Here is a 13,711-nt window from a genome sequence, read left to right as displayed (position 1 = left end):
CGTGCTGTTTTCGGCGCACTAAGCTCGCCCGGAGCGCGGCGAGTTCACACGAGTTGCGGCAGATTCGCGCGCTTGTTCCCGAAACGTTCGATAGTTCGCTCGACTCCCCTGGCGTCAACCGCGTACTTCCCGTACATACCCGTACTTTCCCGTACTTTCCCGACCCTTTCCCCAAGACGAGTGTTCAGAGGGCATACATGGTGAGTGTTCAATCGCCTCCCGGTGGCCGAGAAATCCCTTACGCCCGCGCCCTGTTGCTGCCCGCCATGCTGATGGCCGCGGCGACCGGAGCCGCCGTCGCCGCCGTGACGGAACCCGCCCGGCACGCCGTCATCTGGTGCGGCGCCGTCGCGACCCTCCTGGTCGTCCTGGTCGGCGCGGAAGTCGTGCGGCGCGGCCGCACCATCAGGGGGCAGCGCGCGCAGTACGCACAGCGGCTCGCCCACCTGGAGCGGCGCATCGCGGCCCACGACGCCGACACCGTACGCCTGGGCCGGGACATCCTGCCCGAGGCGCTCTGGCGGCTCCGGCAGAACGAACCGCCCGCCGAAGTGATCCGCAACGTCGTCGACAACGACGAGACGCTCCGTGATCTGCCCGACGTGCAGCGCCAGTTGCTCCGCAACGTTCTGGAGACCCTGGACTACGAGGGGGCGTTGCGCGACTCCGCACAGCGCGCCTTCGTGAACATCGCGCGCCGCGTCCAGTCGATCGTCCACCAGCAGGCCGCGGAACTGCGCGAGATGGAGGAGTTCCACGGCCGCAACCCCGAGGTCTTCGACGACCTGCTCCGCATCGACCACGGCACCGCCCTGATCGGCCGCCTCGCCGACTCCATCTCGGTGCTCGGCGGCGCCCGGCCCGGCCGCCAGTGGCCCAAGCCCGTACCGCTGTACAGCGTGTTGCGCGGCGCGATGTCCCGCATCCTCGACTACCCCCGCATCGAGCTGCACTCGATCGCCAAGGTCGCGATCCACGGCACGTCCGTCGAGCCGCTGATCCACGCCTGCGCCGAGCTGCTCGACAACGCGACGCGGTACTCGCCGCCGCAGACCAAGGTGCACGTCACCGCCGTCGAGGTGCAGACCGGCATCGCCGTGGAGATCGAGGACGGCGGCGTCAGCCTCAGCGAGGAGGCCCGCGAACGTGCCGAGAACATGCTGGCGCAGGCGCAGGCCGGCTTCGACCTCAACGACCTGGGTGACAGCCCGCGCCTCGGCATGGCCGTCGTGGGCCGCCTGTCGCGGATGTACAACATGCAGATCTCCCTGCGGCAGTCCGCCTACGGCGGCGTCCGCGCGGTGCTCATCGTGCCGCACGAGATGATCACCACGGGCCCGGCGCCCGGACTCGCCCACGGCATCGGCGCCTCCGCGGTGCCCCGCGTGGACGACAGCGGCAACCTCATCGAGGAGCCCGAGCGCAACATCCGCCGCAAGAAGCCCCGCGTCGTCACCGCGGGCCCGCCGCTGCGTTCACCGCTCACCGCGGCCATGGAGGACGAGGTCCCCGAGGTCACCGAGTGGACGGAGGGCGGCCTGCCGCAGCGCCGCAGCCGCGTCACGATGTCGCTCAGCGAGCGGTACGCCATGGAGGCCGAGGCCCAGCGCGCCGCCGAGGCCCACGCCGCCGCCACGGCGTCCCCGGCGGTCCCCGCGCAGAAGAAGGAAGAGCGCGAGCCCGGCCTGTGGGTCGAGGCGTTCATGAAGGGCATCAAGGGGGACCCCGCCGCTCCCGGCCAGGAACCGCCGCAGGGCACCGATCCATCGCAGGGGCCCGACCCTGCGCAGGAATCCCACCGGAACAACCACGGCATCGCCGACGAGGGGGGCTGGCAGTGATCCAGCAGCGCGCCAATTTCGACTGGATGCTGAAGGAGCTGGCCGACGGCGTCCCGCAGACCCGGCAGATCGTCGTCCTCTCCGCGGACGGCCTGCGCATCGCACGCTACGGCGGCGACCCCGACGCGGCCGACCGCATCGCCGCCGCCTGCGCGGGGCTCCAGAGCCTGGCCGCCGCCGTGGCCACCGAGATCCCGCACAGCGACGGCGGCATGAAGATGGTCATCATCGAGATCGACGGCGGCTACTTCTACCTGATGGCCGCGGGCGCGGGCGCGTATCTCGCCGTGCTCGCCGACCAGACCGTCGACGCGGGCCTCGTCGCCAACCGCATGCGCGACCTCGTCGTACGGATCGGGGCCCATCTGACGAGCCCGCCACGCCGCGACGGGCAGGCCGTATGACTCCTCCGCAAGGACCTCCGCACGGCCCCTCCCGCGGGGAGGAGCCGGGAGGAGAGGCACCCCCTCAACGTGAGCGCCGCGATCCGAGCAACCCCGAACGGCTGTACGTCCTGACGGGTGAGGACTCCGAGCGGGCCCCCCTCGACCTCGTCACGCTCATCGTGGCGCGGGGCGAGGCGGCCCCGACGGCGCAGCCCGAACACTCCGCGGTGCTGCGGCTGTGCACGACCCCGATCTCCGTCGCCGAACTGTCGGCCTACCTGGCGCTGCCGTTCAGCGTCGTGACCGTCGTCCTGACGGAGCTCCTCGGGTCCGAGCTCGTCCAGGCGCGCGCCCCCATCGTGCGATCCGCGCTGCCCGACCGATCCCTTCTCGAAGCGGTGATGCATGGACTTCAAAAGCTCTGACACGATCACCGGCCCCCGCAGCGAGGACGTCCTTCCGCACACGGCCACGGCCGCGGTCAAGGTCGTGATCGTCGGCGGCTTCGGGGTCGGCAAGACCACGATGGTCGGCTCGGTGAGCGAGATCCGCCCGCTGACCACCGAGGAGACGATGACCCAGGCGGGCATCGGCGTCGACGACAACTACGGCTCGGAGAGCAAGACGGCGACCACCGTCGCCATGGACTTCGGCCGGATCAGCATCTCCGAGGAACTGGTCCTCTACCTCTTCGGCACCCCGGGTCAGGAGCGCTTCTGGTTCCTGTGGAACGGGCTCTTCGAAGGCGCGCTCGGCGCGGTCGTGCTCGTCGACACTCGCCGCCTCGAAGTCAGCTTCGACGTGATCGGCCGCCTGGAGGAGCGCGGCGTGCCGTTCGTCGTCGCCGTCAACGACTTCCCCGACGCGCCCCACCACGGCATCGAGACCCTGCGCAGGGCCCTCGACCTGGAGCCGCAGGTGCCGATCATGCCGTGTGACGCGCGCCGCAGGGAGTCGAGCAGGGACGTCCTGATGACCTTGATGCGCTATCTGCACTCCCTGACCGCGACCCGTGCCTGACCGCACCCCAGACCGCCCTACACCCGGAGCGACGACCGTGACGACTCCCCATCCCACCTGGCCGAGCGCCGACGACCCCGTGGCGCCCCCTCCCGGCTGTCCCGCGCACGGCTTCGGAGCCGGCGGTCTGCGCCGCCTCCACGGCCCCGAGGCGGAGGCCGACCTGGCAGGACTGTACGAGAGGCTGCGGGCCGAGCACGGCCCGGTGGCGCCCGTACTGCTCCACAACGACGTGCCGATCTGGGTGGTCCTCGGGCACAGCGAGAACTTCCACATGGTCCGTACGCCCTCGCAGTACACCCGCGACTCGCGCATCTGGCGCGCCGTGCGGGACGGCAGCGCGGGCCCCGACCACCCGCTCGCGCCCGTCTTCACCTGGCAGCCCATGGCCTCCTTCGTCGAGGGCGACGAGCACCAGCGGCTGCGCGGCGCGGTCACCGGCGCCATGTCGAGCATCGACCACCGAGGCCTCAGGCGCTACATCAACCGCTACACGAACCTGCTGATCAACGACATCTGCCTGGAGGGTGAGGCGGAGCTGGTCAGCCAGTTCGCCGAGCACCTGCCCATGATGGTGATGTGCCACATCCTCGGCATGCCCGAGGAGTACAACGATCGGCTCGTGCAGTCGGCCCGCGACATGATCAAGGGCACCGAGACGGCCATCGCCAGCAACGCGTACGTCATGGAGGTCCTGATGGGCCTCGTGGCGCGGCGGCGCGCCAAGCCGGAGGAGGACTTCACCAGCAACCTCATCGCGCACCCGGCGCAGCTCACCGACGACGAGGTGGGCGCCCACCTGCGCCTGGTCCTCATCGCCTCCTACGAGGCCACCGCGAACCTCCTCGCCAACGTCCTGCGCATGGTCCTCACCGACCCGCGTTTCCGGGCCCAGCTCAACGGCGGGCAGATGACGGTACCCGAGGCGGTCGAGCAGTCCCTGTGGGACGAGCCGCCCTTCAGCGCCATGGTCGGCTACTTCGCCAAGCAGGACACCCAGCTCGGCGGGCAGCGCATCCGGGCGGGCGACGGGCTGATCCTCGGCATCGCGCCGGGCAACGTCGACCCGGTCGTACGCCCCGACCTCGCCGCGAACATGAGGGGCAACCGCTCGCACCTCGCGTTCAGCGGTGGGGCGCATGAGTGTCCCGGCCAGGACATCGGCCGCGCCATCGCCGATATCGGCGTCGACGCACTCCTGTTGCGCCTGCCGGACGTCGAACTCTCCATCGACGAGAGCCGGTTGCGGTGGACGTCGACGATCCTCTCGCGGCATCTGGTGGAGCTGCCGGTGTATTTCGCGCCGCGGCCGCCGCAGGACGTCATGGCCCGGCCGTCCGCGCACGCGCCGAGGCCGCGGGGTGACTGGCACGTCTCTTCGCCGCCGATCCAGCCGCCCGCCGCCCCGGCCCCGCCGGCCCCGCCGTCGCGGAGGGCCGCGACAGCCGCGACCGCCGCGCGGACTGCCCCGCGGACACCGGCCCCCGCGGCCGGACAGGACCGAGGCCAGGGGGCCTGGCAGCGGTTCCTCACCTGGTGGCGCGGCTACTGATCCCCATCGGCGTACGCGGCCCAGTCGTCGTACGCCGCCCAGGCGTCCAGCGTCCGCCCGCTCACGAAGCGGTGCGCGACGCCCGTGACCGGGTCGGTGAACGCGAGGACGCGCGCCAGGAGCTGGAGTGGCCGCCGGAAGTCGTCCGGCGCGGCGGGGGCGGCCACCTCCGGGTAGAGCGGGTCGCCGAGGATCGGCAGGCCCAGCGTGTTCATGTGGACGCGGAGCTGGTGGGTGCGGCCGGTGTGCGGGGTGAGCCGGTAGCGGCCGAGGCCGCCACGGCGCTCGACGAGTTCGACACGGCTCTCGCTGTTCGGCTCGGCGCCCTCCACCTCGTACGCGGCGATGACCCCGCGCTCCTTCACGATGTGGCTGCGGACGGTGCGGGGGAGCGGTATGCCGGGGGAGTACGGGGCGACGGCCTCGTACTCCTTGTGTACGCGCCGGTCGCTGAACAGGGTCTGGTAGGCGCCGCGTTCCTCCGGGCGCACGGTGAACATGAGCAGCCCGGCGGTCAGCCGGTCCAGGCGGTGCGCGGCGCCCAGCGCCGGTATGCCGAGCTCCGCGCGGAGGCGGGCGAGGGCGGTCTGCGTGACGTGGCCGCCGCGGGGCATGGTGGCGAGGAAGTGCGGTTTGTCCACGACCACGATGTGCTCGTCCTGGTGGACGACGTCGATCGTGAACGGCACGGGGACCTCGGCGGGGAGGTCCCGGTGGAACCAGACGAAGGCTCCGGCGGCATAGGGGGTGTCCGCCGCGATGGCCGCGCCGTCCGCGCCGACGACCTTGCCCTCACGGACCATCGCGTCGATGACACCGGGGCCGGCCGCGAGCCGCTCGACCAGATGGTCACGGACGGTCGGCCACCTCGTCTCCTGGGGCAGTCTGACCCGGACGGGGTCGACGCCGTCGCGCTGGGGCAGCGGGGAGGGCGGGATGCGGGGCTTGCGTCTCATCAGGGGGCCAGCGTAAGCCTGGCCGGGGGCCTCGCGGTGACGGTGGCCTCCCGGTGGAAATTCGCTGCCCTCTTCCTGGCGCCGCTGCCACGATGAGGCCATGCCCTACAAGATCTCCGACGTGGTCGCACCCGGCACCCTCGCCCGGCGGGAGCAGCCGGTGCTCTCCGTCCCCGGCGGGCTCGTCATCCGCCCTTGGCTGCCGGCGGACGCGCCTTCTGTGTACGAGGCGTTCCAGGACCCCGCGTTGCAGCAGTGGCACGCGCGCGTGGCCGACTCCGAGAGTGAGGCGCGCGGCTGGATCGAGGACTGGCGCGCGGCCTGGGCGGGGGAGCGTGACGCGTACTGGGCGATAGCCGACGCGGAGACGGACGTCCTGGTCGGCCGGATCGCCCTGAAGCTGATCGTCCTCGCGGACGGCCAGGCGGAGGTCGCGTACTGGACGGTACCGGCGGCCCGCGGCCGCGGGGTCGCCCCGAGAGCCGTGGAGGCCCTGTCCCGCTGGGCCTTCGAGGAGGTGGGCCTCCACCGCCTGGAACTGACCCACGCGACGGCCAACGAGGCGTCCTGCCGCGTGGCCACGAAGTCCGGCTTCGCGACGGAGGGCACGAAACGGAGCGCGGTGCTGCACACGGACGGCTGGCACGACATGCACCTGCACGCCCGCATCGCGGGACCGGCCGCGCCGGCGTGACGGCGGCTTGGCGGCCACCGGCGGCGGCCGGGCCCGGAGCGCGGCCGGCGCCGCGTACGCCTGGAGGCGGCGCTCGGGAGCGGGCTGCCGTCTGCCGCACCGCTCAGGTCAGGCGCAGCCGGCGGCCGTTGAAGTCGTCGCGGGGTTGCACCGTTCAAGCCGGCGCCGCGTTACGCCGGGGATTCCTGCTCCGCTTCCACCTCCGCGTTCCAGTCCCTCTTCGATGCCTGCCAGCCGTCCTCGTTGTGGCCAAGGCGCCAGTAGCCGGAGATCGAGAGGTGTTCGCGGGGGATCTCGCGTTCCACGCGGAGGTAGCGGCGGAGCTCCTTCACGAAGCCCGCCTCGCCGTGGACGAAGGCCTGCGGGGTGCCCTCGGGGAACTCCAGGGCGCGCACCGCCTCGATCAGCGCCTGGCCGAGCGGGCGGCCCGCGCGGTGGAGCCAGACGATCGGGACGTGCGTCTCGATCTTCTGCTCCTCCTCGGGGCCCTCGACCTCCACGAAGACGTGCGCGGTCGCGCCCTCGGGCAGCGCCTCTGCCGCGGCGGCGATCGCGGGCAGGGCGCTCTCGTCGCCCGCCATGAGGTGCCAGGCCGCGTCGGCGCCGGGGGCATAGCCGCCGCCGGGGCCCTGGAAGCGGATCGTGTCGCCGGGCCGGGCGTCGCGCGCCCAGGGTCCCGCGAGGCCCTCGTCGCCGTGGACCACGAAGTCCACGGTGAGCTCACGGGCCTCGGGGTCCCAGCGGCGCACCGTGTACGTACGGGTCACGGGCCACTGCTCGCGCGGGAACTCCTCGCGGACGCGCTGAAGGTCGAACGGCTCGGGATAGGTGACGCCCTCGGCGTCGAAGAGCAGCTTCACGTAGTGATCGGTGCAGTCGCCCGCCGTGAACTCGGCGAGACCCTCTCCGCCGAGGACGACGCGCTGCATGTGCGGGGTAAGCCGCTCGGAGCGCACGACGCGCCCGACGTGAGCCTTCGGTGCTTTGCGTGCCGGACGTTCTGCCATGGCGACGGCCTCCCCTTCAACAGCTACTTAGGTTTACCTAAGCTAACACCTCAGCCCTGAAGCGTGCCGACGAGGCGATGCAGCGAGCCCCCCAGATTCCACTGCGCGGCCAGCTCGTCCAGCGTGGCGGGGTCGCGCGGCTCGCGGGGCAGCGCCACGTCGACCTCGGGCAGCGGCACGTCACCGGCGACCCGGACGACCTTCGGCGCGACCGCCACGTACGCCCGCGCCTCGTCGAGCCGCTTGCGCTGCGACGGCGTCAGCCGCGACTTCGGGTCGTCGACCGCGGCCATGATCCCGGCCAGGTCGCCGAAGGCGTCCAGGAGCTTCGCCGCCGTCTTCTCCCCGATGCCGGGCACGCCCGGCAGGCCGTCGCTCGGGTCGCCGCGCAGCAGGGCGAGGTCGACATAGCCGGGGCCGTCGACGCCGTACTTCTCGCGCAGCCACGCCTCGTCCGTGAGCTGGAGGCTGCCGACGCCCTTGAGGGGGTACAGGACGCGGATGCCCCGCTGGTCGTCGACCAGCTGGTAGAGGTCGCGGTCGCCGGTGACGATGTCGACCGGGCCCGTCGCGCGGGCCGCGAAGGTGCCGATCACGTCGTCCGCCTCGTACGCCTCCACGCCCACGCGCGCGATACCGAGCGCGTCCAGGACGGCCTCGATCACCGGCACCTGGGGCGCGAGCGTGTCGGGGACCTCCTCGGCGTCCGGGCCCCGCGGCGTCTCCTCGGCGACGCGGTGCGCCTTGTACGAGGGGATGAGCTCGACCCGCCACTCCGGGCGCCAGTCCGCGTCCATGCAGGCGACCAGGTCGTCCGGGCGGTGGTCCTGGACGAGGCGGGCGATGAAGTCGAGGAGTCCGCGCACGGCGTTGACCGGGGTGCCGTCCGGGGCCTTCACGGATTCCGGCACACCGAAATACGCCCGGAAGTACAGGGAGGCGGTGTCGAGAAGCATGAGCCGTCGTGTTCGCTGAGTCACGTTGCGCATCATGCCGCACGGCACTGACAGTGGCCCGGACGGCGTGGAGGGTGGGAGAGAGGCGCGTTGCGCATGGCGGCTCTTGATGCCGAGAGCGCAACACATGTGAACTGGATCACTCTTGTGTTTGGTGTGAATAAGTGTGGGCAGGCGCGCAGCCGGAGCGAAGCCGGTCGCGTTTTCAACATTTCGATCGGGCAAGTGGCCCGAAGCCACCCACGCTCCACGGCCCGCCGGCGGGGGAGGCGGGCCGTCTTGGTTCAACCCGAGAGGTGTATGTGTCCAGGCTGCAAGCCGAACACCTGTACAAGGTATTCGGCAGACGACCCGCTGACGCGGTGGAGAAACTCCGCCACGGAACCGACCGGGAGGAGCTGCGCGCCGACGGCACCACCGCCGCCGTGATCGATGCCTCCTTCGAGGTAGAGCCGGGCCAGATCTTCGTCGTCATGGGTCTCTCCGGATCCGGCAAGTCCACGTTGCTGCGCATGCTCAACGGGCTGTCGGAGCCGACGGCCGGTCACGTCCGTTTCGACGGCCAGGACCTCACCGAGCTGAGCGCCCGCGAGATGCGCGAGGTGCGCTCCAAGAAGATCAGCATGGTCTTCCAGCACTTCGCGCTCTTCCCGCACCGCAGCGTGATGGAGAACGCCGGCTACGGCCTGGAGGTGCAGGGCGTCCCGCGCGCCGAGCGCGAGAAGCGCGCCACCGAGGCGCTGGAGCTCGCCGGGCTCAAGGGCTGGGAGAAGTCCTGGCCCGACGAGCTGTCCGGCGGCATGCAGCAGCGCGTGGGCCTGGCCCGCGCGCTCGCCACCGACGCCGACCTGCTCCTCATGGACGAGTCGTTCAGCGCGCTCGACCCGCTGATCCGCCGCGACATGCAGGACCAGCTCCTGGTCCTCCAGAAGCGGCTGAAAAAGACCATCGTCTTCATCACCCACGACCTGAACGAGGCCATGCGCCTGGGCGACCAGATCGCCGTCATGCGCGACGGCCGCATCGTCCAGATAGGCACCTCCGAGGACATCCTGGTCACCCCGGCCAACGACTACGTCGCCGCGTTCACGCAGGACGTCGACCGCTCCCGGGTCCTCACGGCGGGCGCGATCATGGCCGACCCCGATGACGGTTTCGTGCAGGCCGACGCGCCCGCGACGGTCACCGGGGACACCCCGATCATCGAGCTGTTCACGCCCTGCTCCACCAGCGTGGTGCCGGTGGCCGTGACCGACGAGGACGGCAAGCTCATCGGAGTCGTGCCGCGCTCCAGGCTGCTCGCCGTGCTCGGCGAGCCGATGGAGTCCGAGCCGCAGCCGCAGGACGCGGCCGTGGCCCTCGGCGAGGACTCGGCGGAGAAGACCGCGCAGGACAACGGCGGCAAGAGCGTGGGCAAGGTGAGCAGCGGTGCCTAGGATTCCTTTCGGCGACTGGGTCAATGACTCGGTCGAGTGGCTGAGAACCCACATGGACTGGCTGTTCTCGTTCATCAAGACGATCTTCCAGAACATGTGGGACGGCGTCTTCGACGTCCTCTCCGGCCCCGAGCCGCTGCTGATGGCCGGCATCCTCGCCATCATCGCGTTCTGGCTGCGCGGCCTGCTCGGCGGTGTCCTCTCCTTCGCCGGCTTCGCCTTCATCGTGTCCCTGGAGCTGTGGGACAACGCGATGATGACGCTGGCCCTGGTGCTCGTCGCGACGTTCGTGGCGCTGGTCATCGCCGTGCCGGTGGGCATCTGGGCGGCGCGCTCCAAGACGGTCAGCGGCGTCGTGCGGCCCGTCCTGGACTTCATGCAGACGCTGCCCGCGATGATCTACCTCATCCCGGCGCTGCTGTTCTTCCGGATGGGCGCCCCCGCGGGCATCGTCGCCACGATCGTCTTCGCGCTCGCCCCCGGCGTGCGCATGACCGAGCTGGGCATCCGCCAGGTCGACAAGGAGCTGGTCGAGGCCGCCGACGCGTTCGGCACCACGCCCCGCAACACCCTCTTCCGCGTCCAGTTGCCCCTGGCACTGCCGACGATCATGGCCGGTGTCAACCAGGTCATCATGCTCGGCCTGTCCATGGCGGCCCTGACCGGCATGGTCGGCACCCCGGGTCTCGGCGCCGACGTCAACGCGGCCATCGGCCAGCTCGACGTCGGTCTCGGCGCGGAGGCGGGCGTCTCCATCGTGATCCTCGCCATCTACCTGGACCGTGTCACCAGCGGTCTCGGCGGCCAGGTCTCCCCGCTCGGCCGCCGCGCGCTCGCCAAGCTGCGGGCCGCGCAGGGCCTGAACCTGTGGAACTACCGTCCCCGGCCCGTCGTCGCGGGCGTCGGCGTCGTCATCCTCGCGCTCGTCGCGGGCGGCATGGGCATCTTCACCGATGACAAGACCGAGTCCGTGGCCGACTCCAAGAACGTCGGCCAGGGCAAGGAAATCAACATCGGCTACATCAACTGGGACGAGGGCATCGCCTCCACCTTCCTCTGGAAGGAGATCCTGGAGCAGCGCGGCTTCAAGGTGAACGCCAGCCTCCTGGACGCGGGACCGCTCTACACCTCGCTCGCCCAGGGCGACGTCGACTTCCAGACGGACTCGTGGCTGCCGACGACGCACGCCACGTACATGAAGAAGTACGGCGACAAGCTGGAGGACCTCGGCGCCTGGTACGACAAGACGTCCCTTGAGCTGACCGTCCCCGCGTACATGAAGGACGTGAACTCCCTCGCCGACCTCAAGGGCAAGGGCGACACGTTCGACGGGAAGATCACCGGCATCGAGCCGAGCGCCGGTGAGATGCAGCTCCTGAAGAGCAAGATCCTCAAGGAGTACGGCCTCGACAAGGAGTACAAGGTCGTCGACGGCTCCACCACCGCGATGCTGTCCGAGCTGAAGGCGGCGTACGACAAGAAGGAGCCGATCGTCGTCCCGCTCTGGTCACCGCACTGGGCGTACAACGACTTCGACCTGAAGAAGCTCAAGGACCCGAAGGGTGCCTGGGGCAAGGGCGACGGCGTGCACTCGCTGGCGCGCAAGGGCTTCTCGAAGGAGAACCCGCAGGTCGCCAAGTGGCTGAAGAACTTCTCGATGGACGAGAAGCAGCTCACCAGCCTCGAAGCAGAGATCAACAAGGCCGGCAAGGGCAAGCAGCAGGACGCCGTCCGTGCCTGGCTGAAGGAGAACCCCAAGGTCGTCGACGCGCTCGCCCCGCTGCCGAAGAACACCGGCAGCGAGGAGAAGAAGCGTCCGCTGAAGGCCGCGTACTTCGCCTGGGACGAGAACATCGCCGTCACCAACCTGTGGAAGCGCGTCCTGGAGAAGCGCGGCTACACGATGGAGCTGACGCCGGCCGACGTGGGCCCCGCCTACACCGGTCTCGCGCAGGGTGACATCGACCTCAACCTCGACGCCTGGCTGCCCACCGCCCAGAAGACGTACTGGGACAAGAACAAGGCGAACCTCAAGGACCTCGGTTCCTGGTACAGCCCGACCTCCCTGGAGGTCGCCGTCCCGTCCTACGTCAAGGACGTCAAGTCGCTCGCCGACCTCAAGGGCAAGGGCGACAAGTTCAAGGGCAAGATCATCGGCATCGAGCCGGGCACCGGCGTGATGCAGGCGCTCAAGGACAAGGTCCTGCCCGGGTACGGCCTGGAGGACGAGTACGAGATCGCCGCGGGCTCCACCCCGGCGATGCTCACCGAGCTGAAGGCCGCGTACGCCAAGAAGGAGCCGGTCGCGGTCCTGCTCTGGTCGCCGCACTGGGCGTACAGCGAGTACAAGCTCACCAAGCTGAAGGACCCCAAGGGCGGCTTCGGCAAGGGCAACACGATCCGCATGCTCTCCGGCAAGGACTTCCCGAGCCAGTACCCGCAGCTCACGAAGTGGCTCAAGGACTTCAAGATGAGCGAGAAGGAGCTGGCGAGCCTGGAGAACGAGATCAACAAGGCGGGCAAGAACAACGAGCCCAAGGCCGTTGACGCCTGGCTGAAGAAGAACCCGGGCTTCGAGGAGAAGATGGTCTCCGCGAAGTAGTTCCACCGCAGCACCCTCTGGAGGGGTGGGTCTCGCCTTGTGGCAAAGCCCACCCCTCCCGGCGTTCCCGCGGGCCGTCCCGGTGCCTAATCTCGACTGGGCCCGCCCCATCCGGAACCGGCCCGTCCGGAACAGAACCGAACGAACGTGACGTGAGCCCCGTGAACGCCAGGCAGCCAAGGACGGCCCGCCTCTACCTCGCCGCCGCCCTCGCCCTGGCCGCCTCCCTGCTCGTCGCGCAGTTCGCGCGGGCGGAGGCCGCCCCCGCGTCCGCGGCCACCGCGCGCCTCGCCGCGCTCGCCGGGGACGTCACCGCCGCCGACGGGCACCGCTACGACCTGCGGGACCACACCGGGCGCACCATGGACGCCGCGCAGATCGAGCAGGCCCAGGACGGTGGCTATCTCGCCGTCTACCACACGCTCCTGGCCGACGGCCGTTTCCACGCGGCGGTCGCCACCTCCACCGACCTGCTCCACTGGCAGCGCCGCCACGACTTCGGCCCCGGCACCCACCAGGCCTCGCTCGCCCACGACGGGCGCGGCGGCTACGTCCTCGCCCACGAGAAGGACCCGCGCAACCACATCGCCGTGCGGTCGTACGAGGATGTCGCGGCGCTCCTCGCGGGCCGCGCCCGGCAATCCTTCGACGCGCCGCTGACCCTGTCGCGCTGTGCCGAGGGCACGCCGAGCATCACCGCGGTGCGCGGCGCGACCGTCCACCTCACCGGGCACTACCGCGCGGGCTGCGACACCGACCGCCAGCTCAGGGCCACGCTCACCGGCTTCCGGCACTGGCACGCCGAGCCGGACCGGCGGCTCGACCGGGCCGTGCGGTCCCTGGGCAACGGCGGCAACATCGGGGACCGCGCGCCCGTCGAGCTCGGCGGCCGGCGGGTGGTCCTCGTCGAGGGACAGGGGCGGCGCGGGGACTTCGGGAGCTGGGCCACGTACGCCTACGATCCCCCGAGTGGGCGCGCCGACCGCCTCGACATCCGCACCCACGGCGGCAGCCGCGCCTTCGCCAACCCCTCCGCCACGCTGCTGACCGACCCGCGGGGCGAACCGGCTCTCCTCGTGAGTCTGTTCGTGCCCGCCGAGGGTTCCGCGCCGGGCGAATCCGGACAACTGCTCTACTGGCGCGCACTCGGGAAGTAAGGTCGGCGCCCGGAGCCTTTCCGTATCCGCGGCGGAAGGCGGGGAACGGGCGGTCCCGGCAACGGGGCAGAACCGTCCGGCGAACATGCGTAGGGTGCAGACAA

The 13,711-nt window shown here is 70.7% G+C and carries 12 protein-coding genes; 9 read left to right on the top strand and 3 right to left on the bottom strand.

Annotated features, from left to right (window positions below; all coding sequences use genetic code 11):
• Positions 1-197: 197 nt before the first annotated feature.
• Genes ACRAKF_RS08915 through ACRAKF_RS08895 form a run of 5 tightly spaced genes read left to right on the top strand, consistent with a single transcriptional unit; the run spans position 198 to position 4,799 of the window.
• The gene (locus tag ACRAKF_RS08915; protein WP_447036391.1) at positions 198-1,841 is read left to right on the top strand and encodes an ATP-binding protein; all 1,644 of its coding nucleotides are present in this window, start codon (positions 198-200) and stop codon (positions 1,839-1,841) included.
• Positions 1,838-2,245, top strand: a complete 408-nt coding sequence (locus ACRAKF_RS08910) for a roadblock/LC7 domain-containing protein (RefSeq protein WP_447036390.1) — start codon at positions 1,838-1,840, stop codon at positions 2,243-2,245. Before ACRAKF_RS08915 ends, ACRAKF_RS08910 begins: the two co-directional genes overlap by 4 nt.
• Positions 2,242-2,652, top strand: coding sequence for a DUF742 domain-containing protein (locus ACRAKF_RS08905; RefSeq protein WP_447036389.1), 411 nt, complete (start codon positions 2,242-2,244; stop codon positions 2,650-2,652). Before ACRAKF_RS08910 ends, ACRAKF_RS08905 begins: the two co-directional genes overlap by 4 nt.
• The gene (locus tag ACRAKF_RS08900) at positions 2,633-3,247 is read left to right on the top strand and encodes a GTP-binding protein (protein ID WP_447036388.1); all 615 of its coding nucleotides are present in this window, start codon (positions 2,633-2,635) and stop codon (positions 3,245-3,247) included. The genes ACRAKF_RS08905 and ACRAKF_RS08900 overlap by 20 nt, the downstream gene beginning before the upstream one ends.
• Before the next feature lie 37 nt (positions 3,248-3,284).
• Positions 3,285-4,799, top strand: coding sequence for a cytochrome P450 (locus ACRAKF_RS08895; RefSeq protein WP_447036387.1), 1,515 nt, complete (start codon positions 3,285-3,287; stop codon positions 4,797-4,799).
• Here the strand turns inward: ACRAKF_RS08895 and ACRAKF_RS08890 are convergent.
• Positions 4,793-5,755: an RluA family pseudouridine synthase gene (locus tag ACRAKF_RS08890; RefSeq protein ID WP_447036386.1), complete on the bottom strand. Its 963-nt coding sequence runs from the start codon at positions 5,753-5,755 to the stop codon at positions 4,793-4,795. The two genes, ACRAKF_RS08895 and ACRAKF_RS08890, sit on opposite strands and share 7 nt — an antisense overlap.
• Positions 5,756-5,855: 100 nt before the next feature.
• On the opposite strand from ACRAKF_RS08890, the gene ACRAKF_RS08885 reads away from it, so the two are divergent.
• Positions 5,856-6,449: a GNAT family N-acetyltransferase gene (locus tag ACRAKF_RS08885; protein WP_447036385.1), complete on the top strand. Its 594-nt coding sequence runs from the start codon at positions 5,856-5,858 to the stop codon at positions 6,447-6,449.
• A gap of 170 nt (positions 6,450-6,619) precedes the next feature.
• On the opposite strand, the gene ACRAKF_RS08880 is transcribed toward ACRAKF_RS08885, so the two are convergent.
• Both ACRAKF_RS08880 and ACRAKF_RS08875 read right to left on the bottom strand, forming a co-directional pair.
• A complete protein-coding gene (locus tag ACRAKF_RS08880; RefSeq protein WP_447036384.1) occupies positions 6,620-7,456 on the bottom strand; it encodes a siderophore-interacting protein in 837 nt (278 codons plus the stop codon).
• Positions 7,457-7,506: 50 nt separating this feature from the next.
• Entirely contained in the window at positions 7,507-8,445 is a 939-nt protein-coding gene (locus ACRAKF_RS08875) for a 5'-3' exonuclease (protein WP_447036383.1), read from the bottom strand.
• 269 nt (positions 8,446-8,714) lie between these two features.
• Between ACRAKF_RS08875 and ACRAKF_RS08870 the strand changes: the two genes are divergently transcribed.
• The 3 genes from ACRAKF_RS08870 to ACRAKF_RS08860 all read left to right on the top strand — a co-directional run bounded on the left by ACRAKF_RS08870 (position 8,715) and on the right by ACRAKF_RS08860 (position 13,607).
• The gene (locus tag ACRAKF_RS08870; RefSeq protein WP_447036382.1) at positions 8,715-9,848 is read left to right on the top strand and encodes a quaternary amine ABC transporter ATP-binding protein; all 1,134 of its coding nucleotides are present in this window, start codon (positions 8,715-8,717) and stop codon (positions 9,846-9,848) included.
• Positions 9,841-12,450 (top strand): ABC transporter permease/substrate binding protein, encoded by a 2,610-nt coding sequence (locus ACRAKF_RS08865; RefSeq protein WP_447036381.1) that lies wholly within the window; start codon positions 9,841-9,843, stop codon positions 12,448-12,450. Before ACRAKF_RS08870 ends, ACRAKF_RS08865 begins: the two co-directional genes overlap by 8 nt.
• Before the next feature lie 152 nt (positions 12,451-12,602).
• Entirely contained in the window at positions 12,603-13,607 is a 1,005-nt protein-coding gene (locus ACRAKF_RS08860; protein WP_447036380.1) for a hypothetical protein, read from the top strand.
• Positions 13,608-13,711: the final 104 nt, after the last annotated feature.

The organism is Streptomyces sp. DSM 118878 (genome assembly GCF_052936595.1).
This window is presented reverse-complemented; position numbering and strand designations above follow the sequence as displayed.